Source organism: Methylosinus sp. sav-2, from assembly GCF_004366495.1.
Classification (GTDB): Bacteria; Pseudomonadota; Alphaproteobacteria; order Rhizobiales; family Beijerinckiaceae; genus Methylosinus.
In genome coordinates this window covers 22053-48608 of record NZ_SOEJ01000004.1, presented here as the reverse complement: position 1 = coordinate 48608, position 26556 = coordinate 22053, and the positions used below count along the sequence as shown (strand labels likewise).

Annotated in this window: 27 protein-coding genes; 11 read left to right on the top strand and 16 right to left on the bottom strand. The window is 65.0% G+C overall.

What is annotated here, in order from left to right; all coding sequences use genetic code 11:
• The first annotated feature begins 6 nt into the window (after positions 1–6).
• The 3 genes from EDE12_RS10115 (at position 7) to EDE12_RS10105 (ending at position 3745) form a co-directional block, all read left to right on the top strand.
• On the top strand, positions 7–450 hold the full coding sequence (locus tag EDE12_RS10115; RefSeq protein WP_245275777.1) for a hypothetical protein: 444 nt from the start codon (positions 7–9) through the stop codon (positions 448–450).
• Positions 451–695: 245 nt separating this feature from the next.
• The gene (locus EDE12_RS10110) at positions 696–2429 is read left to right on the top strand and encodes an ABC transporter permease subunit (protein WP_026598928.1); all 1734 of its coding nucleotides are present in this window, start codon (positions 696–698) and stop codon (positions 2427–2429) included.
• A gap of 11 nt (positions 2430–2440) precedes the next feature.
• Entirely contained in the window at positions 2441–3745 is a 1305-nt protein-coding gene (locus tag EDE12_RS10105; protein WP_024880406.1) for a nitrate/sulfonate/bicarbonate ABC transporter ATP-binding protein, read from the top strand.
• A 9-nt stretch (positions 3746–3754) separates the two neighbouring features.
• Here EDE12_RS10105 and EDE12_RS10100 read toward each other — a convergent pair whose 3' ends face one another.
• Positions 3755–4186 (bottom strand): CHRD domain-containing protein, encoded by a 432-nt coding sequence (locus EDE12_RS10100; protein WP_024880405.1) that lies wholly within the window; start codon positions 4184–4186, stop codon positions 3755–3757.
• Between the two features lie 148 nt (positions 4187–4334).
• Between EDE12_RS10100 and EDE12_RS10095 the strand changes: the two genes are divergently transcribed.
• Positions 4335–4667 carry a rhodanese-like domain-containing protein gene (locus EDE12_RS10095; RefSeq protein ID WP_024880404.1) on the top strand — a complete coding sequence of 111 codons (333 nt, stop codon included), beginning with the start codon at positions 4335–4337 and terminating at the stop codon, positions 4665–4667.
• Positions 4668–4758: 91 nt separating this feature from the next.
• Here the strand turns inward: EDE12_RS10095 and EDE12_RS10090 are convergent, their stop codons facing one another.
• From EDE12_RS10090 to EDE12_RS10065, 6 genes are all read right to left on the bottom strand, one after another.
• The gene (locus EDE12_RS10090) at positions 4759–5325 is read right to left on the bottom strand and encodes a DNA-binding protein (protein ID WP_026598927.1); all 567 of its coding nucleotides are present in this window, start codon (positions 5323–5325) and stop codon (positions 4759–4761) included.
• Between the two features lies 1 nt (position 5326).
• A complete protein-coding gene (locus EDE12_RS10085; RefSeq protein ID WP_036290993.1) occupies positions 5327–5596 on the bottom strand; it encodes a hypothetical protein in 270 nt (89 codons plus the stop codon).
• Between the two features lie 174 nt (positions 5597–5770).
• Positions 5771–7372, bottom strand: coding sequence for a glutamine-hydrolyzing GMP synthase (guaA, locus tag EDE12_RS10080; RefSeq protein WP_051592506.1), 1602 nt, complete (start codon positions 7370–7372; stop codon positions 5771–5773).
• 131 nt (positions 7373–7503) lie between these two features.
• Positions 7504–7818, bottom strand: coding sequence for a type II toxin-antitoxin system RelE/ParE family toxin (locus EDE12_RS10075; RefSeq protein ID WP_051592505.1), 315 nt, complete (start codon positions 7816–7818; stop codon positions 7504–7506).
• On the bottom strand, positions 7815–8084 hold the full coding sequence (locus EDE12_RS10070; RefSeq protein ID WP_024880384.1) for a type II toxin-antitoxin system ParD family antitoxin: 270 nt from the start codon (positions 8082–8084) through the stop codon (positions 7815–7817). Before EDE12_RS10070 ends, EDE12_RS10075 begins: the two co-directional genes overlap by 4 nt.
• A gap of 86 nt (positions 8085–8170) precedes the next feature.
• Positions 8171–9463 carry an RsmB/NOP family class I SAM-dependent RNA methyltransferase gene (locus EDE12_RS10065; RefSeq protein ID WP_026598924.1) on the bottom strand — a complete coding sequence of 431 codons (1293 nt, stop codon included), beginning with the start codon at positions 9461–9463 and terminating at the stop codon, positions 8171–8173.
• A 204-nt stretch (positions 9464–9667) separates the two neighbouring features.
• Here EDE12_RS10065 and EDE12_RS21850 point away from each other — a divergent pair, with 204 nt between their 5' ends.
• Complete coding sequence (locus EDE12_RS21850; protein ID WP_018266023.1) at positions 9668–9811, top strand: hypothetical protein; 144 nt, start codon at positions 9668–9670, stop codon at positions 9809–9811.
• A 67-nt stretch (positions 9812–9878) separates the two neighbouring features.
• Here EDE12_RS21850 and EDE12_RS10060 read toward each other — a convergent pair whose 3' ends face one another.
• The gene (locus tag EDE12_RS10060) at positions 9879–10466 is read right to left on the bottom strand and encodes a hypothetical protein (protein ID WP_208326065.1); all 588 of its coding nucleotides are present in this window, start codon (positions 10464–10466) and stop codon (positions 9879–9881) included.
• A gap of 29 nt (positions 10467–10495) precedes the next feature.
• Positions 10496–10798, bottom strand: coding sequence for a hypothetical protein (locus EDE12_RS10055; RefSeq protein ID WP_026598922.1), 303 nt, complete (start codon positions 10796–10798; stop codon positions 10496–10498).
• Between the two features lie 229 nt (positions 10799–11027).
• On the opposite strand from EDE12_RS10055, the gene EDE12_RS10050 reads away from it, so the two are divergent.
• On the top strand, positions 11028–11600 hold the full coding sequence (locus EDE12_RS10050) for a recombinase family protein (RefSeq protein WP_026598921.1): 573 nt from the start codon (positions 11028–11030) through the stop codon (positions 11598–11600).
• A gap of 243 nt (positions 11601–11843) precedes the next feature.
• Here EDE12_RS10050 and EDE12_RS10045 read toward each other — a convergent pair whose 3' ends face one another.
• From EDE12_RS10045 to EDE12_RS10025, 5 genes are all read right to left on the bottom strand, one after another.
• Positions 11844–12254 carry an MAPEG family protein gene (locus EDE12_RS10045; protein ID WP_348630679.1) on the bottom strand — a complete coding sequence of 137 codons (411 nt, stop codon included), beginning with the start codon at positions 12252–12254 and terminating at the stop codon, positions 11844–11846.
• Positions 12255–12275: 21 nt separating this feature from the next.
• Entirely contained in the window at positions 12276–15314 is a 3039-nt protein-coding gene (locus EDE12_RS10040) for an N-6 DNA methylase (RefSeq protein WP_084768545.1), read from the bottom strand.
• A gap of 40 nt (positions 15315–15354) precedes the next feature.
• Positions 15355–16350 carry a class II fructose-bisphosphatase gene (gene glpX / locus EDE12_RS10035; RefSeq protein ID WP_026598919.1) on the bottom strand — a complete coding sequence of 332 codons (996 nt, stop codon included), beginning with the start codon at positions 16348–16350 and terminating at the stop codon, positions 15355–15357.
• A gap of 21 nt (positions 16351–16371) precedes the next feature.
• Positions 16372–17691: a homoserine dehydrogenase gene (locus tag EDE12_RS10030; protein WP_026598918.1), complete on the bottom strand. Its 1320-nt coding sequence runs from the start codon at positions 17689–17691 to the stop codon at positions 16372–16374.
• A gap of 122 nt (positions 17692–17813) precedes the next feature.
• Entirely contained in the window at positions 17814–18083 is a 270-nt protein-coding gene (locus EDE12_RS10025; RefSeq protein ID WP_024880376.1) for a hypothetical protein, read from the bottom strand.
• Between the two features lie 529 nt (positions 18084–18612).
• Between EDE12_RS10025 and cysS the strand changes: the two genes are divergently transcribed.
• The 4 genes from cysS to cimA all read left to right on the top strand — a co-directional run bounded on the left by cysS (position 18613) and on the right by cimA (position 22492).
• Complete coding sequence (gene cysS / locus EDE12_RS10020; protein ID WP_024880375.1) at positions 18613–19977, top strand: cysteine--tRNA ligase; 1365 nt, start codon at positions 18613–18615, stop codon at positions 19975–19977.
• Between the two features lie 282 nt (positions 19978–20259).
• A complete protein-coding gene (locus EDE12_RS22460) occupies positions 20260–20394 on the top strand; it encodes a hypothetical protein (RefSeq protein WP_256380986.1) in 135 nt (44 codons plus the stop codon).
• Positions 20395–20396: 2 nt separating this feature from the next.
• Positions 20397–20900 (top strand): GNAT family N-acetyltransferase, encoded by a 504-nt coding sequence (locus EDE12_RS10015; protein ID WP_024880374.1) that lies wholly within the window; start codon positions 20397–20399, stop codon positions 20898–20900.
• Positions 20897–22492 carry a citramalate synthase gene (gene cimA / locus EDE12_RS10010; protein ID WP_026598917.1) on the top strand — a complete coding sequence of 532 codons (1596 nt, stop codon included), beginning with the start codon at positions 20897–20899 and terminating at the stop codon, positions 22490–22492. Before EDE12_RS10015 ends, cimA begins: the two co-directional genes overlap by 4 nt.
• Positions 22493–22538: 46 nt before the next feature.
• Here cimA and EDE12_RS10005 read toward each other — a convergent pair whose 3' ends face one another.
• Positions 22539–23144 (bottom strand): TIGR00730 family Rossman fold protein, encoded by a 606-nt coding sequence (locus EDE12_RS10005; protein ID WP_036291640.1) that lies wholly within the window; start codon positions 23142–23144, stop codon positions 22539–22541.
• Positions 23145–23293: 149 nt separating this feature from the next.
• Between EDE12_RS10005 and EDE12_RS10000 the strand changes: the two genes are divergently transcribed.
• Entirely contained in the window at positions 23294–25204 is a 1911-nt protein-coding gene (locus tag EDE12_RS10000) for an ABC transporter ATP-binding protein/permease (RefSeq protein WP_026598915.1), read from the top strand.
• A gap of 105 nt (positions 25205–25309) precedes the next feature.
• On the opposite strand, the gene EDE12_RS09995 is transcribed toward EDE12_RS10000, so the two are convergent.
• Positions 25310–26542 carry an MFS transporter gene (locus tag EDE12_RS09995; protein ID WP_198029885.1) on the bottom strand — a complete coding sequence of 411 codons (1233 nt, stop codon included), beginning with the start codon at positions 26540–26542 and terminating at the stop codon, positions 25310–25312.
• Positions 26543–26556 lie beyond the last annotated feature (14 nt).

Below are 26556 nucleotides of genomic sequence, written 5' to 3'. Positions count from 1 at the left end.
CTCCGAATGTCCCGGCTTCTCGTCGTCGTCGCCGTATCGATCGGCGCAGGCGCAGCGGCCGGCTTTTCTCTGGGCTCGCGCACCGGCGTCAAAAATGCGCTGCAGGCCGCGCAGAGCATAGACGGCCAGACTCTCGCCAAGGCGCTCGACTGGAAGCCGGAAGTCTCTTTCGGGCTCGAGCAGCGTCGCGAGATCGCCCGCCTGCTGGACGAGGCGCGGGCGACGCGGGCGCTGATCGAATCGCTACGCCATGACGAGGAGGCGCTGCGCGCCGGGGCGCGGCTGCGCGCGCTGGAGACGGCGCGCGATTCGGGCGCCTCGCGGCTGGAGCGGCTCGAGCAAAGGCTCGATCGGCTCGACAGCGCGCGCATCGATCCCGCGCCGACCGGCTCTCTGCCCAAGGGAGAGGCCCGCCGCGACTCCCGCGCCGCGCCCATGGGGGCGCGCTGAGCGCTCGGAATTCCTTTCCCAATAATTTCTGAGCCGGCCTGAAACCGCTTTTCCGCGATCCCGCTCGGCGGCGACACGCAATTGTCATCTGGCTTGGCCATTGGACGGCGACGCGTAGCGTAGGGGCCGCTCGATTCCCGTCTTTCGGGAGGTGACGGCGATATCCGGCTGTGCGACATGCTCTCCCGCCGGAGCCCCAGCCGCCGGCCATCTCTGCGCCTCGCTTCGCCGAAAGCCGGTCGTTCATGCTCAATAATTTCGTCGCGCTCACCTCGCTCGGCCGCCGCACTCTGCCCAATCTGTGGGATATCGTCGCCCTCGCGCTCGTCCTCGGCGTTTTCGCGCTCGCTGCTTTCGGCTGGCGCGGCATGGCGCTGCCGCTCGAGGCGCCCGAGACGGCGCAATTGTCGCTCGATTATTCGGCGCTGCCCTATTACGGCCTGCGCACCACTCTGCGCATGTTCGCGGCGATCGGCTTCTCGCTGCTCTTCACGCTCGTCTACGCCACTCTCGCCGCCAAGAGCCGGCGCGCCGAGATGATCCTCGTGCCGTTGCTCGATGTGCTGCAGTCGGTGCCGGTGCTCGGCTTTCTCTCCTTCACCGTGACCTTCTTCCTCGGCCTCTTCCCCGGCTCGACTTTGGGCGCGGAGGGCGCGGCGATTTTCGCCATCTTCACCAGTCAGGCCTGGAACATGGCCTTCTCCTTCCACCAGTCGCTGCGCACCGTGCCGCGCGATCTCGACGAGGTGGCCAAGAGCTTCGGTCTCACAGCCTGGCAGAAATTCTGGCAGCTCGAGGCGCCCTTCGCCATGCCGGGCCTCATCTGGAACATGATGATGTCCATGTCCGGCGGCTGGTTCTTCGTCGTCGCCTCGGAGGCGATCACCGTCGGCGACGTGAATGTGCGTCTGCCGGGCGTCGGCTCCTATCTCGCCCTCGCGATCGAGAGCAAGCGCATCGATTGCGTCGTGGCGGCGGTGGTCGCGGTGGCGCTCATCATTCTCGCTTATGACCAATTGCTGTTTCGGCCCATCGTCGCCTTCTCGGGCAAGTTCCGCGTCGAGCTCTCCGCCTCGCAGGACGAAGCCGAGAGCTGGGTGCGCGATCTCTTCGTGCGCACGCGCTGGCTGCGCGTCGCGGCCTCCTGGCCGGCCTCGCTGCTGCGCCGCGCTTCGCTTTGGAAAATGGCCTTGCCCTTTGCGGCGCCGCGCCTGCCGCAGAGCCGGCGGGCCTCCGTCCTCTTCGATATCGTCTGGTTCGCGGCGATCGGCGCGGTGTTCTTCTATTCGCTCTATCTCGTGTTCGAATTCGTGCGCAGCGCCGTCAGCCTGGACGAGCTTCGCCATGCGCTGCTGCTGACCTTCTACACGTTGATCCGTGTCGTCGTGCTGATCGCGCTCGCCACGCTGATCTGGGTTCCGATCGGCGTCTGGGTGGGCCTGCGTCCACGCATCGCCGAGAAGATTCAGCCGCTGGCGCAATTTCTGGCGGCCTTTCCGGCGAATGTGCTCTTCCCCATAGCGGTGGTCGGCATTCTCACCTTCCGGCTCGATCCCGACATATGGCTGTCGCTGCTGATCATCTTCGGCACGCAATGGTACATATTGTTCAATGTCATCGCCGGCGCCTCGGCCTTTCCGAACGATCTGCGCGAGGTCTCCGCGAATTTCCGCATTCGCGGCTTCACCTGGTGGAAGAATGTCATTCTGCCGGCGATCTTCCCCTATTATGTGACCGGCGCGCTCACCGCCTCGGGCGGCTCTTGGAACGCCTCCATCGTCGCCGAATATGTGAAATGGGGCGACGACACGATCGAGGCGCAGGGCATAGGCGCCTATATCGCCGCGGCGACGGCGGCCGGCGACTATCCGAAGATCGTGCTCGGCGTCTCGCTGATGAGCGTCGTCGTCATTTTGTTCAACCGTCTCTTCTGGCGCCAATTGTTCGGCTTCGTCGAACGGCGCCTGCGCCTCTCCTGAAGGGTTCCGCCATGTCCGCGACGAAAGCGCCTCTGCTCGAGCTCCGCAATGTCTTCCAGGCCTATGGCCGCTCTTCCGGCGAAAAAGGCCCGCTCGTTCTCGACGATATCTCGCTGCGGCTCGACGATGGCGAGATCGTCGGCCTGCTCGGGCGTTCCGGCTGCGGCAAATCCTCGCTGCTGCGCATCGTTTCCGGCCTGGCGCGGCCGACGGGGGGCGACGTTCTCTATCGCGGCGAGAAAGTGGCCGGCCCGGTCGATGGCGTCGCCATGGTGTTTCAGAGCTTCGCCCTGTTTCCCTGGCTCTCCGTGCTCGCCAATGTGGAGCTCGGCCTGCGCGCCAAGGGCGTGCGCGAGGCGGACGCGCGCCGCCGCGCGCTGAAGGCGATCGACATCATCGGCCTCGACGGCTTCGAGAACGCTTTTCCCAAGGAGATTTCCGGCGGCATGCGCCAGCGCGTCGGCTTTGCGCGCGCGCTCGTCGTCGCGCCCAATATTCTCTTGATGGACGAGCCCTTCTCGGCGCTCGACGTGCTGACCGCGGAGACCTTGCGCACCGATCTCCTCGATCTGTGGGTCGAAGGCCGCATGCCGATCAAATCGATATTGATGGTGACGCATAATATCGAGGAGGCGGTGCTGATGTGCGACCGCATTGTCGTGCTCTCCTCCAATCCGGGCCGCATCGCCGCGGAAATTCGCGTGACGCTGGCGCATCCGCGCAATCGGCTCGATCCCGAGTTCCGCCAGCTCGTGGACCAGATTTACGCGCTGATGACGCGCCGCGCCGAGCCGCCCAAGCGCGAGGGGACTTTCCCCGGGCTCGGCCTCGGCATGGCGCTGCCGACGGTCTCCACCAACACGCTCGCCGGCATGATCGAGGAGGTCGCCGCGCCGCCCTATGACGGCAAGGCCGATCTCCCTGCGCTCGCCGACAGCCTGCAGCTCGAGATCGACGATCTCTTCCCCGTCGCCGAAACGCTGCAGCTCTTGCGTTTCGCCGAGCTCGCCGAGGGCGACATAAAGCTGACGACGGCCGGCAAGCGCTTCGCGGAGATGGACGTCGACCAGCGCAAGAAGCTGTTCGGCGACCATTTGCTCGCCTATGTGCCGCTGGCGCAGCGCATCCGCCGCGTGCTGGACGAGCGGCCGTCGCATTACGCGCCGGCCACCCGCTTCCGCGAGGAGCTCGAGGATTACATGAGCGAGGATTATGCGGAGATGACGCTGCGCAGCGTCACCACCTGGGGCCGCTATGGCGAGATTTTCGCCTATGACGAAGGCGCGCAGACCTTCAGCCTCGAGAATCCGCAATAGGGCAGGGCGTCACCGGACGCGGTTCAGCTGTCCGCGCAGCTCGCCTTCGGGATGCTTGGCCGAATGGATGTTGAAATACCATTGGCCGTCCTCGAGCTGCTTGACCTGCTTGGCGTCGAGCGTCGCCGAGCCCTGGAATGTCTCCTCCACGGCCTCGACCGGCAGCACCGGCGCGGCTTTCTCGCCGGCCTTGGCGGGACCGTGGAAATGCGCCTTCAGCTCCTGGCCCTCGAGGCCGACAAAATAGCCCTTCCAGCTGATTTTCCGCGTCTTGGGATCCAGCGTGACGGCGATGGAGCCGACGCCCTTGCTCGCGCTCGGCGGATTTTCCGCGCCGCCGGAGAGATCGCCCTTGAACATCTGCACTTCGGCGAAGGCGGGCGAGGCCGCGACGACGAGCGCGACAGTGGCCGCGAGCGCGAGCGATGCATTCCTGGACATTTGTGGAGCTCCTGTGTCAAATGGCGGAAACAACGCCCCCGAGGGCTTGCCACCTAACGCGCCCGCGCGACGCTTCAAGCCGCTGCCCGAGCCTTTGCGGCTGCGGCCAAAGCCCGCGTGGCCGCGCAGAGATTTTGGGAAGAGCGAAATGGCCGAGTGGTATAGCGAGATCAGCCTCGACGATCTGAAGAGCGGCATCGCCGACAAATCGATCATTCTCGTCGATGTGCGCGAGGCGGACGAATACGCCCAGGGCCATATCGACGGCGCTTTGTTCGTGCCGCTGTCCGCCTTCGATCCGAGCAAGATTCCGGCTCCGGCCGAGGGTCAGAAGGTCGTGGTCTATTGCCGCTCCGGCAAGCGCTCGGTGAACGCCATGGAGCAGGCCCGCCTCTTCGGCCGCCGCGACGTGAGCACGCATTTCGGCGGCGGCATCATCGGCTGGCAGAAGGCCGGAGAGCCGGTGGTCACGGGGATGTGATGGGGGCGAGCGCGGCTGGGGCGGCTGTCGTGAGGCTGCGTCTGCGCCGTAACTGCCGCGCCGCGTTCCGGCATGGCGGAGATAGCGGCGCTTATTTGCGGCGGTAGAATAAAGCCCGTCCCGTGGGGACGAGCTGGAGCAGCAGGTCGAAGTCGCCGATATTCGCGGTCAGCACGACCAATCCGAGCTTTCGCGCCTGCAGGAACAGGACACAGTCCTGAAGCGCGCGCAGCCTGCCATCCTTCTGATAGCTTCGGAGGCGGCAGAGCGCGCCGGACAGCAGCGCCGCTCTTCCCAGAACCTCCGCATCGGGCGTAAAAATCCGATGCGGTGGCATGGCGGCAATCTGCTTGCGGATTTCGGCGACGACTGCGCCGGTGCGCGTGTCTGTGGGCTGCAGCGCGCCGACCGTATGCATCATCTCCTGTATCGCGACCGTCGAATGATTGACCTGCCGGCGCGCGATCAGATCGTCTAGCAATTGCGGCGTCCGGTCCTGCATCTGATCGATATAGACGCAAGTGTCGAGCAGCAGCCCTTGCCCACCGATGCGGCTCGCATCGACGAAGGGAAGCTCGCCGTCCGCTCGCCGCGCGAGCGTCCGCCGAGCATCGAGCCGAACCCAGCGTAGAGCCGCATCGAAATCGAATGCCGTCACGTCAGAAGCCGAGCTTCAAATCCGGATCGATCTTGCCGCGGGACTTTTTGAACGTTTCAGCGAAATCGTCCTCGAGCGCGATGGAGGCAAGGGCGAATTCGATGAGATCGGTGTCCGTCTCTATGCCGGTCCTCCGCTTCGCCTGGGCGACCAGAACTGGACTGACGCGCCCGCCGATGCGGCCGCTCTTTTCCGCGAGCAGGCCGGATCGCTCCGCGGCCTGCATGATGGCGTCGAATCGAGCCTGATTGACGCCGTGGCTTGCCGCCATCGCCCGTCCTGTCACGCTTTCGCCCTTGGCTCGAGCGGATTGCTTCGCGCCTTCGATTGCGGGCTCGCTCTTTGACGGCTTTGCCATGACGGCGCCTCTATGTTGTACGAATTTCTAGTTTGTCAAACATAGCCGCGCGCCGCGCTGATTTCAATGGGCCGGCCGCTCGCCTCCTCACTCCCACTCGATCGTCCCCGGCGGCTTGCTGGTCACGTCGTACACCACGCGATTCACCCCGCGCACCTCATTGATGATGCGCGTCGCCGCCCGGCCTAGAAAATTCATGTTGAAGGGGTAGAAATCCGCGGTCATTCCGTCGGTGCTCGTCACCGCGCGCAGGGCGCAGACATGGTCGTAGCTGCGGCCGTCACCCATCACGCCCACTGTGCGCACTGGCAGCAGCACGGCGAAGGCCTGCCAGATCACATCATAGAGCCCGGCCTTGCGGATCTCGTCGAGATAGATGGCGTCCGCCTTGCGCAGAATTTCCAGCTTCTCGCGGCTGATCCCGCCGGGGCAGCGGATCGCGAGGCCGGGGCCGGGGAAGGGGTGGCGGCCGACGAAAGCCTCCGGCAGGCCCAGCTCGCGGCCGAGCGCGCGCACCTCGTCCTTGAACAATTCGCGCAAGGGCTCGACGAGCTTCATATTCATGCGCTCGGGCAGGCCGCCGACATTGTGATGCGATTTGATCGTCACCGAAGGCCCGCCGGAGAATGACACGCTCTCGATCACATCTGGATAGAGCGTGCCCTGCGCCAGAAATTGCGGCGCGCCGCGCCCGTCGGCGGCGATCTTCTTCGCCTCTTCTTCAAAAGTCTCGATGAACAGGCGGCCGATCGTCTTGCGCTTGACCTCCGGGTCCTCCACGCCTTCTAGCGCTTGCAGGAACAGCTCCTGCGCCTCCACATGCACGAGCGGGATGTTGTAGTGATCGCGGAAGAGGGTGACGACCTCCTCCGCCTCGCCGCCGCGCAACAGGCCGTGATCGACGAAGACGCAGGTGAGCGCATCGCCGATCGCCTCATGGATCAGCACGGCGGCGACGGCGGAATCGACGCCGCCCGAAAGCCCGCAGAGCACGCGGCCCGCGCCCACTTGGCGGCGCACGGCCTCGATCGCCTCGCCGCGAAAGGCCGACATGGTCCAATCGGATTTCAGCCCCGCGACATTGTGGACGAAATTGGAGATGAGCTTGGCGCCGTCCGGCGTATGCGCCACCTCGAGATGGAATTGCACGCCGTAGTAGCGGCGCGCCTCGTCGGCGATGGCGCCCATTGGGGCGTTCTCGGAAGCGGCGATGACGCGGAAGCCTTCCGGCAGGCGGGTGACGCGGTCGCCATGGCTCATCCAGACGGGATAGCGGCCGCCCTTTTCCCACACGCCGGCAAAGAGCGGGCTCTCCTCGACGACGCCGATCTCGGCGCGGCCGAATTCGCGATGATGGCCGCCCTCCACCGCGCCGCCCAATTGCGCGGCCAGCAGCTGCTCGCCGTAGCAAATGGCGAGCACGGGGATTTTCGCGTCGAAAATGCTCTGCGGCGCGCGCGGCGAGCCGTCCTCGGTGACGGAGCAGGGGCCGCCGGAGAGGATCACCGCCTTGGGGCGGATTTCGGCGAAGGCGCGCTCGGCGCTCTGGAAGGGCGCGATCTCGCAATAGACGCCCGCCTCGCGCACGCGCCGCGCGATGAGCTGCGTCACCTGCGAGCCGAAATCGACGATCAGCAGCTTGTCGTGGCGATCGGCGATGTCGTGGTGGAAGCTCTCAGTGGCGGTCATGCTGGTCTTTCGTGTGTGGGGGCGCGTGAGAGCTAGTGACTACCTCTCGTCGTCGGCAATGCGCAAGAGCGCGGCGCGCCCCCTCGGGATGTTGTGAGACGAAAGGCGAAGGCTCTGGCGCGGAGCGCCGCTCACATTTGCGGGGGCTTCTCGGAAAACATCGTCTCGACGTCTTGTGCTCCGTGAATGACGCGCACGATTCCGATTGGACGCATCGACGGCTCATAGACGATCAAATAGGAAAAGACCGGCCAAAACTTCACCTTCTCGTCGGTGAGGTCCTCTCTTTTATGCCCTATCCCCGGGCTCTCGGCGATGACGCGCAGCGCGCGACGAATTTCGCCCAGCACATGCCGGGCGAGCGTCGGTCCGCCTCGGCGAGTCAGATAGCGCCTTATGGCGTCGAGGTCGCTCTGGGCTTCCGGCGAAAGGCGAAAGCGGCTCACTCGGCGCCGCGCGGCTCCTCGGCGTCGATCTCCGCTTCCAGCCGATCGAACACGTCCTCGCCGTCCTCGCCTTTTCCGGCCCGCAGCGACTCGAGGCCCGCAGCGATCTGCGCGCGGATCTCATCCTTGCGCCAGGCCTCCAGCCGGTCGCGCTCCTCCATCAGGCGCAGCGCTTCGCGCACCACTTCGCTCGCGGATGTGTAGCGGCCGGTCTGCACCTTCTGATGCACCAGCTGCTCAAGCTCTGGGGTGAGGCTCACATTCATGGGGTCGCTCGCAATGGGCTCGCTCGGGGACAAAGGTTTCTTCGGCCAAAGATAGCGCAATAACGAGCTTTGACAAATTTCGCTATTCACCCGCGCTTCAGCACGCACACATAGAATCCATCCGTCCCTGCCGTGTGCGGCGTCAGGCGAATGCCTGCCCCATGCGGCGAGGCGAATTGCGCTAGCTCCGGCAGCCCGGCCTTGGCCGCCGCTTCCTCCGCCGGAACGGCGGAAAATTCCGCATGTCCCTCGAGAAAGCGCGCGATCTGCGCCTCATTCTCGTCGATCAGCAGCGAGCAGGTGACATAGACCACGCGCCCGCCCGCCTTCACGAAGCGCGGGGCCTTGTCCAGCAGCTCCCGCTGCTCGGCGATGCGCTGCTCGATCGCGCCTGGGGCGAGGCGCCATTTGGCGTCGGGATGGCGGCGCCAGGTTCCGGTTCCGGTGCAGGGCGCGTCGATCAGCACGAGGCCGCAGCGCGCCTCGAGATCGACGAGCACATCCGTCTTCCCGCGCGGGGCGCGGACCTGCACATTGCGCGCGCCGGCCCGCTCGAGCCGCGGATAGATGGGGGTGAGGCGGCGGCCGTCGTCGTCATAGGCGTAGATCTGCCCGCGATTGTGCATCTGCCCGGCCAGCGCCAGCGTCTTGCCGCCGCCGCCGGCGCAGAGATCCAAAACCTGCTCGCCCGGCTCGGCGGCGCAGAGCAGGGCGGCGAGCTGCGAGCCTTCGTCCTGCGGCTCGACCAGGCCTTTGACATAGGCGGGCTCGGCCGTCAGCGCCGGGCCGCGGCCCTTGGCCGGCGGCGCGATGCGCAGGCCGAGCGGCGACAAAGGCGTCGGCTCCGGCGAGAGATGCGCGAGACGGCGCAGCGCGTCCTCGCGCGAGGCCTTCAAAATATTGGCGCGCAGATCGACCGGCGCGCGCGCGGCGAGAGCGCGGCCCTCCTCGGCGGCGGCCGCGCCGAAGGCGGCGTCGAAGCGCTCGGCCAGCCATTCGGGATAGTCGCCGAGAATATGCGCCGGCGCGCCTTCGAGCGTCGCTGTGGCGAGGCGCTCGCGCTCCTCGGCCGTGAGCGGGGCGGGGGCGTGGCCCTCGCCGGAAAACAGCGCCGCGATCTCATCGACGGAAAGCCCGTGCGATTCGCGCAGCGCGCCGATGACGACGGCGCGAGGCGATTCATCGCCCATCAGGAAAGCGGCCGAGGCGCGTTTCCGCAGCGTGTCGAACACGAGGCTCGATATGGACGCGCGGTCCTTGGAGCCGGCGAATCGGTGCGAAAGTCCCCAATCCTTGATCGCATCGGCGGCCGGACGGCGGCGCTCGGCGAGCTCGGCGAGGATTTCAATGGCGGCGGAGACTTGTGCGGCGGGAGTCATGTCGCTTTTGCTTTACGGCCTCGCGGGCCGGCAGGCCAGCGCCAGTGCGCCTCGAGAGGTGAGATAGCGCATGGAAAAGCAAAAAGTCTCAGAAAATCGCCATGGTAGAGCTCACGGCCACAATCTGGCCCCAATGGCCTAGCTGAAGTCATGCTGCGCCGCGAAAGCCACGGCGTTTTCCACACACACCGTCGGAAGCCAAAGATGCGCTCTCTTCGTCCGTTCGCCGCTATTCTGCTCGCTCTCTCGCTGGCCGCCTGCGCGGCTCAGTCGCAGCCCGACCTGACCCCGCCGCCGAAGAAGCCGCTCGACGCCAAGACGCAGCTCGAGACCGGCCGCAAATACTGAGCTTCGCTTCGCCGCAGCGGATCGTCAGGAAAAGACGATCCGCTGCGGCGAAGATCGTTCCGCAGCGTCATTCCGCGGTCGAGGATGCGTCCGCGTAGAGCAGCGCCAGCAGTTTTGCCGACAATTCTTGCGTGGACAGTCCCAGAGCGAAGGCAGTCTGTCGATAATCGCCGTTGAAACGGCGCAATGTGCGCAGGACGAGCCGCCGTTCGACGGCCTCGATCGAATAGCCGATGAGCATGTCCACGGCTATATCCGCTGTGTCGAGCGGAATTTGTCCACGACTTTGAGGAGCCTGAGCGGCGGCGCGATCGATCGCGTCTTCGTCTCCGGCTATGAGCAGGATTCGGTTCCGCTCGGAATCGGCGTCGGAGAGGACGCGAGGACGGCGGGGTGATTCACGACCGATCGGCTCTTCCTTCGACGCCAGTGAAAACGCGACTGGATCCCCGACGGAAAGATATGGCCCGTCTTCGTCGAACCGCACCAGAAACTGCGGCGCCAGGCCTTGAAAGTCCGCGACATAGACGAGCGTCAGCTCCGCGCCGAGCGTCCGCAGTCTGACGCGCCGATACTTGCTCTGCTCGTCCCCGGATCGGCGCCGGCTGCCCGGCTCGTCGTCGCGGCGCAGGCCACGCCGTCCGAAAGGCGCCACGCCGGAGCCGCGTGTGGAATGGTCCGCCATCATTCGCCGCCTCGCGCCTGCCAGCCCGCATAGGCGCCGACAATCGCCGACACGAAGACCAGAGCCGCGCAAGCAACTCCTCCGGCAGTCAGAAACCCGACAACCGCGCCGGAGACTGCGGCGATCATCATTCCGGTGACAGTGTCAGACACGCGGATATCCCTGGCCTCGAGGTCGCGGTGGGCCGCGCGCTCGTCCGGGACTGCAAGCCCGTCGCCGCCGAAGCTCGAAGGGAAAGAAGACATTTTTTCATCCCCGCGTCGGCGCAGGGCTGCAGCGTCGAACTCCCGATTCTGCGGCATAAACGGTCCTTTCTTGCCTGCGCCTTGAAATATGCGCTCGGTTAAAATAATCCTGTAATTACAATGCTAACATGCGCACGATGTCACAGGATTTTTACGCGCTAGTTATGGTCACAAAGGACCGATTTTGTCAAGCCTTTCTGTCTCGTAATGAGATAGTTTGGTAGACAAAAACCGATTCTTTACGACGTGGCAGCGCCGTTTTGGCATCGAGACACGAGAACAAATAATGATCGTCGGCTATGCGCGAGTATCAACAGACGAGCAAAAACTCGATCTGCAGCTCAAAGCCTTAGAAAAGGTAGGATGTGATGAAATTTTTACGGATCATGGGCGATCAGGACTTGATTTCAGTCGCGCCGGTCTGGAGAAAGCGATGCAGAGTTTGAAGTCCGGCGACACTTTGGTCGTCTGGCGCCTGGATCGGCTCGGCCGGTCTTTGCCAGGTCTCGTCGCGTTGATGGATAAGCTCGGAAAGCGAGGGATTAATTTTCAGTCCCTGACCGAGAACATCAACACGACCTCATCGGGCGGCCGGCTGATGTTCCATATGATGGCGGCGCTGGCCGAGTTCGAGCGTTCCCTCATCAGCGAAAGAACGCGGGCGGGGCTCTCCGCTGCGCGGGCGCGCGGCTGCACGCTCGGGCGGCCAAAATCGCTCAGCCCCGATCAGATCGCTGACGCTTTCGAAGCCATACGGCAGGAGAAGACGCAGGTACAGGAGGTGGCGGAGGAACTGGGCGTGTCCGTTCGCACCCTCCAGCGGAGCCTGCGCAACGCCTTTCCCGCCGGTCGGGGCTAGAAGAATCTTTCCATGTTTCATCGAAACGCGGAAAGATCCTGATCGACGCGTTTCCAACGCCGAACCGGCATCCACTTCGGCAGGAAAAGCGCTAGATTCTCGCGTGGTTCTGATCGATCGAACGATTCCGTTCGATCGGAAAGCGCTCTAGTCGATAGCGACGAGGCATTATTCATGTTCCGCCGAACATGAATAATGCGGCCAGCGAATGTCATTCGGCCTCGAGCTCGCGGCCGCGGATCGTCAGGAAAAGACGATCCGCGCGGCGAAGATCGCCCACATGAGGGCGAGCAGCGCGAAGCCCGCCGCGAAGGCGAAAAATCGCCGCTGCACATGATTGCTGGTGACGTGAATAGAGGCGTGCGCGTAACGCGTCGCGACAAAGGCCCATTCCAGCGCGACGAATAAAAGGTCCGCTTTCTCCGTGACCAGCGTCAGCGCGACCAGCGCGTAGAACAGCACGGGCAGCTCGAATTGGCTGGCGTAGGAATTGGCGAGCTGGGCGATTTGGTCAGGCCAGTTCCGATTGAGCGCTATATCCGCCGGCTTCACCACTTTGCCCCGCAGCGCGCGAATGCGCGACAGCGCGAGAGCGACGAGCAGCCCCAGAGCGAGTGCGACGAGAGCGAAGACGGGCGCCAGAACAAATTTCACGGACAAGAAAAGCTCCCTAGCCTATGAGTCGAGCAGATGGGCGACGAGCGCGTCGATCTCCTGCGCCACGCCCGCATCGGCCAGCGCTTCCCGCACCAGCCGGCGCGCGCGCTGGAATTTGACGCCCTCCGGCAGAACCAGTCCCGCAGCCAGCTTTTCCGCCTTCGCCGCCGTTTTGGCGAGACCGGCATGGGTGGCGTCTTTCGCATCGAAGCGGGGGATGGGAAGGTTGAAGATCACCTTGTCGAAATCGCGCGCGCCCCATTGGCCTCGTGACTGCCAAGCTTCCGCGCGGGCGCGTGTCGTCTCCGAGTTGAGAATAGCGCAGAGATAGCGCGCTTCGGCTTCGGAAGCGGGCGCAGACCAGTAGAGCTTGTGCTCTATCACGGCAGGCGAATCTCGCACGATACAGGCGGCGGGAGCCGAGCCGGAGGCTGCATACACGACCCGCAGCTTAGCGAGTGGAAACTGCGCGGTGAGTTGACCGAAATAGTCGAATAGCTGCGCGAGCGTCACGGATTCCGAGCGCTTGTTTGCATCCCACAGCGTTTCTGCCTTCCGCATCCAGCCGTTTAAGCCGTCGAAACCCTGGCTTAGAGCTGCTTCTGAGTCGAGCACGACACCGGATTCGTTGACGGGAACGACACCTTCCAATGGATTCCACGGTCGATAGGGCAATATGCTCTCACCGAGCAACAAGGGATGCAGGAATTCGGCCTCGACGCGACTTTCAATCCCAGGCAAGTCCTTCCAAGGCCTTTTTTCCTGCGTCGACCTGCGGCTTTTGACAACAGGCGCGGCGGTGTCCGAACCAAGGCGCCCCATGCTTTTTCGTTCGACGAGCACGAGCATTCGTGGAAACAGAGTAGCTCCATTTCGAAACGCTGTCCGGTAGGGCGAGCCTCCTCGATGTTTGGCCGTCTCTAATGACGGTGCATTTTCGACAACTTTTAATCTCTCATCAGCAATTTCTTCGGATGCGTCACGGAAAGGCAATGTTCCCGAATATGCGCGAACCGTTTCCGGGATCGGACTCGAGGTCGCACGTCGTCGTCCGAAGAGAGCGCACGAAGGCACGGGAAATAGCGGCTGGACCGACTCGTCCATCGTCCAAGCTGCGTCCCAGGCGATCCGAACGCTTTCAAACGACCCTTTTCGCAAGGGCTCGAATTGTCCCCGGGTCAATGCCGCCAAGGGCAATACGACGCCAATGCGACCAGCAGAGCGCAAATAGAGCGAAGCCGCACGTACGGTAAAGAGTGCGCAGAGGTCGTTCTGCGACGGGACGCGCGCCACATGCACCCGCTCGCCTTTGGCCAGCTCCTTGAACCGCTTCTGCAGATCGACGCTCATATGCCGATAGGCGACCCAGGGCGGATTGCCGACGACGACATGCGCCCAGCCGCCCCCGGCCGAATAGGCGAGCGGGCGCGAGAGATTGCGCGCCACATAGGCCCAGACCGAGTCGCGCCCCTCGCGGCGCAGGCGGTCGAAGGTCACATAGGTCTTGCCGAGGTCGGCGATGGCCAATTCCTGCTCGCGCGTCACATCGGCGCGGTAATGCTGCTCGGTGATGCGGTAGAGCGCCTTCTCGATCTGCGCGCGCGTCATGCTCTGCTCGGAGCCTGTCCGCATACGTTCGATCGCCTTGTCGAACAGCGCCGGGTCGCGGCAGAAAGTGTCGGGAAAATCCAATTGCTCGCGGCCGTTGGCGTCCACCTCGCCGCTGCGGCCCTGGCCGGCCGGCGGCGGCGGCACGCGAATGGTCAGCTCCTTGCCCGCCATCAGCTGGCTGATCGACAATTGCATCGCATCGCCGAGATAGACCGGAACGGAGATCGATCCGGCCCGCACCGCCAGCGCCGGGGCCAGAGCGAGAAGATAGGTCACGCGGGCGATGATGACGGCGACCGGGTGAATATCGGTCCCGGCGATATGCTGCGACACCTCGAAGGCGCGCCGCGCCGGATCGAGGCCGGCGTCCTCCGCCTCGGCCAGAAACAGCCGAATCGCATGAAAGAGGAAGGTCCCCGAGCCGCAGGCGGGATCGAGCACGCGCTGCTCGAGAGGCGAGGCGACCGCTGTCTTGACGACCTTGGCGGCGAGCCAGTCGGGCGTGTAATATTCGCCGAGGCCGTGGCGCTCGTCGCGGTCGATGAGCGATTCATAGAGAATTTTGAGGACGTCGCTCTCGACCTCATGCAGGCGAAAGCGCCGGACATGCGCCATGATGCGGCGCACCAGCGCCCGGCCGCGCGCATCGGCGACCACCCAGTCGAAAAAATCGCTCTCCACCGCGCCTTGAATGCCGGCGGCGCCGAAGGCCTCGCCCGAGAGCAGCCGGGCGGGATCGTCCTCCCGCAGCCCCAGCACGGCGAGCGCGATCGATTTGGCGACGATGACGAGAAAGCTGTGCTGGAAGAACAGCGCCTCATTCTCGACCTCGCGGCCATAGACGAGCTTGAGCAGCTCCGCCCATAATTGCCGCTTGAGGGCGACGGCGGGGTCGTTCTCCAGCGCGGTCCAGAGCGCCGCCAGCTCGGCATGGGCGCGGCGGAAGGCCAGCGAATCCTGGCCCAGCTCCGCGCGGATGGTGATGGGGTCCGGCGGCAGAGAGCTCTTCAGCGCGACGACGCCGTCGAGCCAGGCGAGAAAGGCCTCGGGCCTCTCCGGGTCGAGCAGCGTTTCCTTGATGAGGGTCAGCGTCCCTTCGGCCAGCTCGAAGGCCGCCCATTTCTGGCCGTCCGAAGCGAGGCCGACGAATTTCTGCCTTTCCTCGCGCTCGCGGTCGGCGAGATAGTCCGGCATGCGCCGTTCCACATCCGGCCACTCGCGCGCGAGGTCCGATTTCGCCTCGAAGACGGTGCGGCCGATGAGGGCGTCCAGGCGTCCGCGCACCTCGGGGACGCGCCGCTCGAATTCGAGCGCGCTGCGTTCGACGTCGAACTCCTCGACGAGAAGCTCGCGGAAATCGGCCTTCACTTCATCGTGGCCCGGCCTCGCGGCGAGGTGGCGCAGAAGCTCGCCGGTGCGATCGGAGATGGGCGCGGAAATCGTCAATTCCTCGGCTGGAAAAGAAAGCGTCGCGGGCGAAGGATTTTTAGTCTAGCTCGAATTTCCCGCTCACGCGATGCTGGGCGCTGATGCGCCGCACCGTGCCGGTGGAGGAGCGATAGACCAGCGTCTCTGTCTCGATCGCATCCTTGCCGAAGACCACGCCGAACAGCAGCGGCCCGTCGGTGACGCCGGTCGCGCAGACCACCACATCGCCGGAGGCCAGCTCCTCCAGCTCATATTTCTTGCGCGGATCGCGCACGCCCATTTCGGCCGCGCGCGCCGTCTTGGCCGGGCTGTCGAGCACGAGGCGGCCCTGCATCTGGCCGCCGACGCAGCGCAGCACGCCGGCCGCCAGCACGCCCTCCGGTGCGCCGCCGGCGCCGAGATACATGTCGACGCCGGTCTCCGCAGGCTGGGCGGTGAAGATGATTCCCGCCACATCGCCGTCGCTGATGAGCCGCACGCATGCGCCCGCCGCACGGCAACGCGCGATCAGCTCGGCATGGCGGGGCCGGTCCAGAATGCAGATAGTGACGTCCTGCGCCGCGACGCCCTTGGCCGCGGCGAGGGCGGCGATATTGGCGCCCGGCTCGTTGTCGAGATCGACGACGCCCGGCGGATAGCCGGGGCCGATGGCGATCTTGTCCATATAGACATCCGGCGCATAGAGCAGCGAGCCGGCCGCGGCGATGGCGACGATGGAGATCGCGCCCGCCATATCCTTGGCGCAGAGCGTCGAGCCCTCGAGCGGCGCCACGGCGAGATCGACGCGCGGGCCGCCGCCAGCGCCCACTTCCTCGCCGATGAACAGCATGGGCGCCGAGTCGCGCTCGCCCTCGCCGATGACGACGCGACCGCGAATCGCCAGCCGGCCCAATTCGCTGCGCATGGCGTCGACGGCGGCTTGATCGGCGGCCATCTCATCGCCGCGCCCGCGCCAGCGCGCCGCCGCCACGGCCGCCCGCTCGGTGACGCGGGCGAGCTCGAGGGTCAGATTGCGATCGAGGGATTTTTCTGCGGCCGATGCGGGGCGCGCCATGCATTTTTCTCCGGCGATGCGCTATTCGCGCTCGATGCGGATGACCTGCGCCGGCTCGGCGATGACGCCGTCGGCGTAGATGGCGTCGAGCGCTTCGCGCACCAGACGTTCTGTCGTCGCATGGGTGATGAGGATCACCCCGACTTGCGCGCCCACATGGGCGGCGCCGCTGCGCCGCGCCGCGCGCGCGCCATGCTGCATGATGCTCTCGAGCGAGATTTTGCGCTCGGCCATGGCCGTGGCGATGGCGGCGAAGGCGCCCGGCACATCCGGCACGGCGAGGCGGATGTAATAGCCGCCCTCATGCAGCGCCGCCGGGGCGCGCTCGAGCTTGCGTAGCGCGGCGCTCGGCAGGCCGAAGGGAGCCGAGCGCACGCCTTTGGCGATATCGGCGACATCGGCGACGACGGCGGAGGCGGTGGCGTCGCCGCCGGCGCCGGGACCGACCAAGGTCAGCTCATGCACGGCGTCGGCGTCTATGGTGACGGCGTTGGTGACGCCCATCACCTGGGCGATGGCGGTGGTCTTGCGCACCATTGTGGGATGCACGCGCTGCTCTATGCCCTGGGCCGTGCGTTGGGCGACGCCGAGCAGCTTGATGCGGAAGCCCAGCTCCCCGGCCGCGTCAATATCGGCCAAGGTGACGCGCTCTATGCCTTCTATCTCGACCGCCTCGGGCGCGATGCGCGCGCCGAAAGCGAGGGAGGCGAGAATCGACAGCTTATGCGCCGTGTCGAACCCGCCAATGTCGAATGTCGGGTCCGCCTCGGCGTAGCCCAAGCGCTGCGCCTCCTTCAGACATTCCTCGAAGGAGAGGCGCTCCGCCTCCATGCGCGAGAGGATGTAATTGCAGGTGCCGTTGAGAATGCCATAGACGCGCTCGATCGAATTGCCGGCGAGGCCTTCGCGCAGCGTCTTGACGATGGGGATGCCGCCGGCGACCGACGCCTCGAAGGCGAGCGCGACATGGCGGCTCTCGGCCAGCTCGGCCAGCGCCGAGCCATGGGCGGAGAGCAGCGCCTTATTGGCGGTGACGACCGACTTGCCCTTGGCGAGCGCGGTCTCGACGCTGACGCGCGCCGGTCCTTCGGACCCGCCGATCAGCTCGACGAAAAGATCTATGCCGTCGGAGGCGGCGAGGGCGATCGGATCGTCATAGAAGGTCGCGCCGGCGAGGTCGACGCCGCGGTCCTTGCCCTTGTCGCGGGCGGAAACCGCCGTGACGACGATCTCGCGCCCCGTGCGCGCCGCCAGCGCTTGCGCCTGCCTCTGCAGCAGCCGCACGACCGAAGCGCCCACCGTGCCCAAGCCCGCGACGCCGACGCGCAAAATTTCCGCCATTTGACCCTGTTCCGGAAAAAGGACTCGCGCCGCGGCGCAGGGCCGCAGCGCGCGCTGTTGTGACTTATTCCGGCGAAGGGATCAAGGAAAGCCTTCCCCCGAGGCGACGACGGCTCAGCGGCTCAGCAGCCGCATTTGGCCTCGCAGGACTTCTTCTCGACCTTGGCTTTGTCGATATTGCCATTATAGGCCTGCGACGCCTTGATCCAGACCTCGTCGCAGCTCTCCATGCAGTGCGCCTGCTTGTCGTCGCCGCGATTGTCGCAGCTCACTTTTTCGATCGGCCGCGGCGAGAAGCCGAGGTCGCCGACCCGATGGGGCGTCGCCTGGGCGAGGCCGGCGCCGGCCGCTGCGGCAATGAGGACGAGGGTGAAGACGAGGCGAATTTTCATTGTCGTTTCCTCCAATTGCGGGCCTCTCGAAACGTCGCTCGCGACGATCGCGAGGGCGTCCGGGCCTTCTTCGGTCGTTTCAGGCGCGCCGCCTTCGACCTGCGGGGCGGTCGAAGGCGGCGCGCGCCACATCCCGCTTTTCTCCGCGGACCGGTCGCCTGGAGAGGGAATAACGGGCGGCCGCCGGCGATGAGCCGTCAGGATGCGAACGGGCGCGATCGCCGACGCGGGAGCGCGCCAGCAATTGCGTCGTTCTACGATCAAATTCATATCGTGTAACGATGTATCTGGCAAGCCCGCGCTCGCGGCTGCGGCGCGTTCTGGCGAGGGGCTGGGGCAGGGACCGAAGGGCCGAGTCTGCGACTTGACGGACGGCCCCGGAGCGCGCATGTTAGCGCTATGACGAGCACGCTCCACTCCTGCATCCTTTGTCGGATCATTATCAGCTAGCGCAAAAGCTGGCCGGAGCCGTCACGTCTCTCTTCATGACACGCAATGACGCCCCGGGCCGGCAGGCCGAGGGAAATTCATGTCGTCCGAAGCTCCCGTTCTGAAGCTCTACAATACGCTGTCGCGCGCCAAGGAGGAGTTCCGTCCTCTCGATCCGGCGAATGTGCGCATGTATGTCTGCGGCCCCACGGTCTATGACTACGCCCATATCGGCAATGCGCGGCCGATCATCGTTTTCGACGTGCTGTTTCGCCTGCTGCGCCATCTCTATGGCGCCGATCATGTCACTTACGTCCGCAACATCACCGACGTCGATGACAAGATCAACGCGCGCGCCGCCGAGCGTGGAATCACGATCCGCGAACTGACTGAGGGCACCAATAAAATCTTCCAGGAGGATGTGAAGGCGCTCGGCTGCCTCGAGCCGAGCGTGCAGCCGCGCGCCACAGAGCATATCGCCGAGATGATCGCGCTCATCGAGAAGATGATCGCCGCCGGCCACGCCTATGCGGCGGATGGTCATGTGCTGTTCGATGTGCCGTCCATGGCCGAATATGGCCGCTTGTCGCGTCGTCCGCTCGACGAGATGATCGCCGGCGCCCGCGTCGATGTCGCGCCCTATAAGCGCGGCGACATGGATTTCGTGCTGTGGAAGCCGTCAAAGGAGAGCGAGCCCGGCTGGGACTCGCCCTGGGGGCGCGGCCGGCCCGGCTGGCATCTCGAATGCTCGGCCATGTCGTGGAAGCATTTGGGCGAGGTGTTCGACATTCACGGCGGCGGCATCGATCTCGTCTTCCCGCATCACGAGAACGAGATCGCCCAGACGCGCTGCGCCTTCGGTCACGAGGCGATGGCGAATTACTGGATGCACAATGGATTCCTGCAGGTCGAGGGCGAGAAAATGTCCAAGAGCCTGGGGAATTTCGTGACGATAAACGAACTGCTGCACACGGAGAATTTCGGCGGGCGGAAATGGCCCGGCGAGGTGCTGCGCCTCGCCATGCTGCGCACGCATTATCGCCAGCCGATCGATTTTACCGTGAAGGCGCTCGAGGAGGCGGAGGCGAGCCTGCGCAAATGGAGCGCGCAGATCGGCGCGGTTTCCGCTGCGCCTGCGGCAGCGGGCGAGGTTTTGAATGCGCTCGCCGATGATCTGAATACGCCACTCGCGCTCGCATCGCTGCATGAGCTGGACGCCGCGGCGCTCGACGGAGCGTTGAAGCTCTTCGGCATAGACATTTGCGCCTATCGGCAATGGGTCGAAGGCGAGACGAAACAGGCGGTCGATGCGGAGCAGGTTTCCTCATTGATCTCGAGTCGCCTCGCCGCCCGCGCGGCAAAAAACTGGGCCGAGTCCGACCGCATTCGCGACGAGCTCGCGGCGATGGGCGTCGCGCTGAAGGACAATAAGGACGGCACGACGACATGGGAGGTGAAGCGATGAAGCTTCACTGCGCTCGAGCATTATCCAATAATCAAGACGCGCGACTCCTTCTCCCGCTTTGGGGGAGAAGGTGGCCCGGCCATAGGGCGTCCGAGAGGACGCCCGTCGCAAGCGACGGGCTTTTGGCCGGGTCGGATGAGGGCTCGCTGCGGCGGCTGGAATCGTTGGCTATGTTCGCGGACCCTCATCCGACCCTCGCTGACGCGAGGGCCACCTTCTCCCCCGAGTGGGAGAAGGAGACGCGCACGAAGATTCCGTCTTTCGTGAGAGGAGACCACGCCCATGCTTAAGAACGACTGGCGCAGATTTCTGCCCTTTCCGGGGCATTGGGCGTCTTATCTCGTGTTCAAGCTCATCATTCTCGCGCTCGCAGCCATCGCCGCATGGCATGTGCTCGCGGCCTTCGAGCTGATCTAGCCATGGCGCGCGCCGCTTCCGCTCCCGGGCTTCGTCCCTTTTTGCCGACCGATGCGCCGCGCCTCGCGCAATTGTTTCGCGCGAGCGTCGAGACGCTGGCGGCCGAAGATTATGGCGAGGATCAGCTCTCCGCCTGGGCCGCCGCGGCCGATGACGAAGAGGCTTTCGCCAAGAAGCTCGCCGGCGCGCTCACACTCGTCGCCTCGCTCGACGGCGAGATCGCTGGCTTCGCCGCGCTGCGCGACAATAAGCTCTTCGACATGCTCTATGTGCATCCGCGCGCGGCTCGGCGCGGCGTCGCCTCGGCGCTCGCCGACGCGATGGAAAAGCTCGCGGCCGCGCGTGGAACGCGCGAGATCAGCGTCGACGCTTCCGACGCAGCGCGCGATTTCTTCGCCGCGCGCGGCTATGTCGCCCATCAACGCAACATGCGCGAGCTGCGCGGCGAATGGCTCGGCAACACCACGATGAAGAAGACACTCGAGAGCAAGGCTGCAACGCAATGACACGGGAGAGGCTGACGCTCTTCGACACCACGCTGCGCGATGGCGCGCAGACGACCGGCGTCGATTTCTCGCTCGCCGACAAGCGCCAGATCGCCGCAATGCTCGACGAGCTCGGCCTCGATTACATCGAGGGCGGCTATCCCGGCGCCAATCCGCTCGATACGGAATTCTTCGCGAAGCGCCCGCCCTTGAGAGCGCATTTCGCCGCCTTCGGCATGACGCGCCGACAGGGCCGCTCCGCCTCCAATGATCCCGGCGTCGCCGCCCTGCTGGACGCCGATTGCGATTGCGTGACCTTTGTCGCCAAGGCCTGGGATTATCAGGTGCGCGTCGCGCTGCGCTCCACGCTCGAGGATAATCTCGACGGCATTCGCCAATCCGTCGCCGCCGCCGTCGCGCGCGGCAAGGAAGTTCTCGTCGATTGCGAGCATTTCTTCGACGGCTATAAGGACAATCGCGATTATGCGCTGGCCTGCGCCAATGCCGCGCATGAGGCCGGCGCGCGCTGGATCGTGCTCTGCGACACCAATGGCGGCTCGCAGCCCAATGAGGCAGAGCGCATCGTGGCCGAAGTCGCGCGCGTCATTCCGGGCGCCAAGCTCGGCATTCACGCGCATGATGATACGGGGCAGGCGGTCGCAGTCTCGCTCGCCGCAGTGCGCGGCGGCGCGCGGCAGATCCAAGGCGCGCTCAACGGGCTCGGCGAACGCTGCGGCAACGCCAATCTGACGACGATCATCGGCAATCTTCTGCTGAAGAGCGAGTTTTCGGATCGCTTCGAGATCGGCGTGACGCGCGAGAGCCTGACGCATTTGACGCGCACCAGCCATGCGCTCGACGAATTGCTCAATCGCGCGCCCAATCGTCACGCGCCTTACGTCGGCGCCAGCGCCTTCGCCACCAAGGCCGGCATTCACGCTTCCGCCGTGCTCACCGATCCGCGCACTTACGAGCATGTGCCGCCGGAGAGCGTCGGCAATCAGCGCCGCGTGCTGGTGTCGGATCAAGCGGGCAAGTCCAATATCGTCGCCGAGCTGGGGCGATTGGGAATCGCTTTGTCGAAAGACGATCCGCGCCTGACGCGCCTGCTCGACGAGGTGAAGGAGAAGGAGGCGCAAGGCTACGCCTATGAAGGCGCCGACGCCTCTTTCTATCTGCTCGCCAAGCGCGTGCTCGGCGATGTTCCGCATTATTTCGACATTGAGCGTTACAGCGTCGCCGTGGATCGCCGCTTCGGCGCCAATCTCGGCGCGGAAGAGGCGGGCGCGGAGGCGATCGTCAAGCTGCGCATCGACGGGCGCTCGACGATCTCCGCCGCCGAGGGCAATGGCCCGATCAATGCGCTCGATGTCGCGCTGCGCAAGGATCTCGGCAAATATCAATCCTTCATCGAGGATGTGAAGCTCGTCGATTATCGCGTGCGCGTGTTCCAGGGCGGAACCGATGCGGTGACGCGCGTGCTGGTCGAATGCGCGGACGCCAAAGGGGAGATATGGTCCACCGTCGGCGTCTCGCCCAATGTCGTCGACGCTTCTTTCGAGGCGCTGGTCGACGCGATCGTCTATAAGCTGGTGAGGTCTGGCGCGGTCTAGCAGCTCTTCCTTCTCCCACTTTGTGGAAGAAGGGAGCGCGCTACGATCAAAAATGCTTTTCTATCGCCGTTTCTTCGCCTTCGCTCTTGGCGACGCGCGTCGCGCGCAGCATGGGGATCACATCCTCTATGCGCTCGGCGACCATATAGCGCACCTCATAGCCAGGGCGGATGAAGCCGGCGTTATGCATATGCGCGAAGAGCGAGAGCAGCGGCTTCCAGAAGCCGCCTATGTCGGCGATGACGAGCGGCTTGCTGTGGCGGCCGAGCTGAATCCAGGTCAATTGCTCGGTCAGCTCCTCGAGCGTGCCTATGCCGCCCGGCAGCGCCACGAAAGCGTCGGACTTCTCGAACATCAGACGCTTGCGCGTATGCATGTCCGGCACGACTTCCAGCTCGGTGACGGAGGAGAGCGCGATTTCGCGCTCGTCGAGAAAGCTCGGAATAATTCCAGTGACCTTGCCGCCCTGCGCCAGCGTGGCTCTCGCGACGGCGCCCATCAGGCCGCAGGAGCCGCCGCCGAAGACGAGCTCCATGCCTTCGTGCGCCAGCGCCGCGCCCAGCGTTTCCGCGGCATGGGCGTAGACGGGATCATCGCCGGTGGAGGAGCCGCAATAGACGCAGACACGTTCGATTTTTCGAATGTCGTTCATTTTTGCTTGATGGCCCGCCGGTGTGGCCGCGTCAAGGCCGGTGGATGTCGCCGGCGTGAGCGTGGCGCTCGTGCGTTCGCTCTTCAAACCCCTTATATGAAAGCCAGATGTCATAGCGGCGCCTCCGTGCGAAGGATCGGAAGAGGGTGATGCGACAGGTCGATAGCGAAGAAGAACAGGTTTCGGCGCAAGTTTCATTACATGGGACGGTCGAGGCGCAGGAACAGCCGCTTCGGCGCGATTCCATCGTCGCGACCATTCGCAACCTGTGGCCCTATATATGGCCGAAAGGCCGCCGCGACCTCGAGCGACGCGTGCTGATCGCGCTCGCTCTGCTGCTCGTCGGAAAATTGGTGAATATGGCCGTTCCTTTCGCCTTCAAATGGGCGGCGGATGGCCTCGCTGCGGACGCCGCCGTTCCGAGCATTCTCGGCGGCGCCGTCGGCTTCACCATTCTCTATGGCGTGCTGCGCGCGCTCTATGCGCTGCTGACGCAGGCGCGCGACGCGCTTTTCGCGGCCGTCGCCATGCATGCGGTGCGGCGGCTCGCCAATCATGTCTTCGTGCATATGCATCAATTGTCGCTGCGTTTTCACATCGGCCGCAAGACCGGCGGCTTGACGCGCGTGCTGGAGCGCGGCCGCGACGGCATAGAGACGCTCACCCGGCTCGTCATGTCGACGGCGGTCCCGACCATCGTCGAGTTCGCGCTCGTCGTCGGCGTGCTCAGCGTGCAATTCGATTGGGATTATGCGCTGGTCGCCATGGCGACGATCGCCGCCTTTCTCGGCTACACGCTCATCGCCACCAATTGGCGCATCGCCATTCGCCGCTCGATGAACGATAGCGACGTCGACGCCAATGTGAAGGCGATCGACAGCCTGCTGAACTATGAGACGGTGAAATATTTCGTCGCCGAGCGGCGCGAGGCGGAGCGCTATGACAAATCCATGGCGATCTATGAGAACGCCAGCATACGCTCCTACATATCGCTCGCGCTGCTGAACGCCGGGCAGGCGGTGATCTACACGATCGGCCTAGCGGTCATGATGGTCCTGTGCGTGCAGGGCGTGCGCAGCGGGCGCAACAGCGTCGGCGATTTCGTGCTGGTGAACGCCATGATGATCCAGCTCTATCAGCCGCTCAATTTCATGGGCACGCTCTATCGCGAGACGCGCCAGGCGATCGTCGATATCGAGAAAATGTTCGCCATTCTGTCGCAGCAGCCGGAGATCGCCGACCGTCCCGGCGCCGCGGACCTCGATGTGCGGGAAGGGCGCATCGTCTTCGACGATGTGGTCTTCGCCTATGACAGCAAGCGGCCAATATTGCAGGGCGTGAGCTTCACCGCGGAGCCCGGCGCGACCATCGCCATCGTCGGCCCCTCGGGCGCCGGAAAATCGACGATCTCGCGGCTCATGTTCCGCTTCTATGAGCCGCAAGCGGGCCGCATCACCATCGACGGGCAGGATATTTCCGCGGTGACGCAGCGCTCGCTGCGCGAGGCGATCGGCATGGTGCCGCAGGATACGGTGCTGTTCAACGACAGCATCGCCTACAACATACGCTATGGCCGTTGGGACGCGAGCATGGAGGAGGTGCGCGAAGCGGCGCGTCTCGCGCAGATCGACAGCTTCATCCGCTCGCTTCCCGATGGCTATGACGCCCAGGTCGGCGAGCGCGGGCTGAAGCTCTCGGGCGGCGAGAAGCAGCGCGTCGCCATAGCGCGCACGATTTTGAAAGGCCCGCCGCTGCTCATTCTCGACGAGGCGACGTCCGCGCTCGACAGCTTCACGGAGCATGAGATTCAAGAGGCGTTGGCGCGCGTCTCGCGCGGCCGCACGACGCTCGTGATCGCGCATCGTCTCTCCACCGTGGTGGACGCGGATGAAATTCTGTTCCTCGATCACGGCCGCATCGTGGAGCGCGGCGCGCATCTGCAATTGTTGGAGAAGAACGGCGCCTATGCCGCCATGTGGCGCCGCCAGCGTCAGGCGGATGAGGAAGGCTCGCCGCGCGGCGAGGCCGAGCGACGCGAGACGGTGGAATTGCCCGCGTGAGCGCTAGAGTCATTCCGGTTCAGATTGAACCGGAATGACTCTGGATCTCCTTGTTCGGTCGTATTTTCTTCACGCGAACCGGTTCCCACATCGCTCGAAAACACTCTAGCGGGGCGTCGCGCCGCGATCATCGCTCAGGCGGCTTTGCGGAGAAAAGCGCATAGCGATGGCGATCGTCAGAAAAACGCCGACCGCCATTGCTTCCCAAGCCCCGGTGAGATCGGCGAAACGGTCTCGGATCGCGCCGGCGGCGAAAGGCGTCAGGCTGGCGATGATATATCCGCCTCCCTGCACGAAGGCTGCGAGCTCGCCGGCGCGGGACGGATCGTCGACATGATCGAGCGTGACGATCAAGGACAGTGGAAACAATGCGCCGAGGCCGAGTCCTAGCAGAATCGCCGCCGGCCATGCGAGCGACAGAGGCGCCACGGCCACGCCGATCAAGCCTGCCGTTATGCTCGTCAGCACGACGAAAAGCGGCCCGCGGCGATCGGGAAAGCGCGCAATGAAAGCGGAGACAGCGAGGCTCGCGGCCACTTCCGCGAGGGTAACGCCGGCGAGCAGATAGCCGCTATAGGCGCGGCTCTGGCCGAGGCTCGTGTAATAGGGCGGCAGCCAGGCGAGGACCAGCGTGAAGGCGCCGGTGCCGACGCCGAAAAACAGCATCAGCGTCCAGGCGCGGCCGTGACGCCACAGGGGCTCGGTCGCTCGGCTCACGCCGCCGCCGGCGCCTCTCCTGGGGAATGGGAGCAGCAGCCAGACGAGCGCGGCGACGAAAGCCGGGATCGCCCAGACGGCCAGCGCGGCGGGCAGGCCGAAGTCGCGCTCCAGCCCGGCGGCGGTGGCGGCGGACAAAGCCGCGCCGGCCATTATGCTGGTCGTGTAGAGCGCCATGACGCGGCCGGCGCCGGCTCCGAAGCGCCCTTTGACGAAACCGGGCAGAAGCGCTTGCACGATGGCGACGCCGAGGCCAGCCGCCGCCGCCGTCATCAGCATTCCGGCGGCGTCGGCCCATTCCGATCGGCTCGCGCAGGCGAGGGAAATGATCGCGATTCCGATCGCGACGCCGGTCTTCGCGCCGAGAAGCCGCGTCAGACGCCGTCCTGCAAATGCGCCGACGCCCATGAGAAACACCGGCAAGGTCGTGAGCAGTCCGGCTTGCGCCGAAGACAGCCCCGCGGAATTTTCGATAATGTCGAGAATCGGCCCGAGTCCGGCCATGATCGGCCGGAGATTGAGCGCGAGGCACAGGATCGCGATCAGGGTGAAGCCATGCCCCTCGTTTCGGGCGCGGGTTTCGGAAGCGGCGGCGGCGGCGATATCGGCTGGGACGGTCATGTGTTCACTCGCAA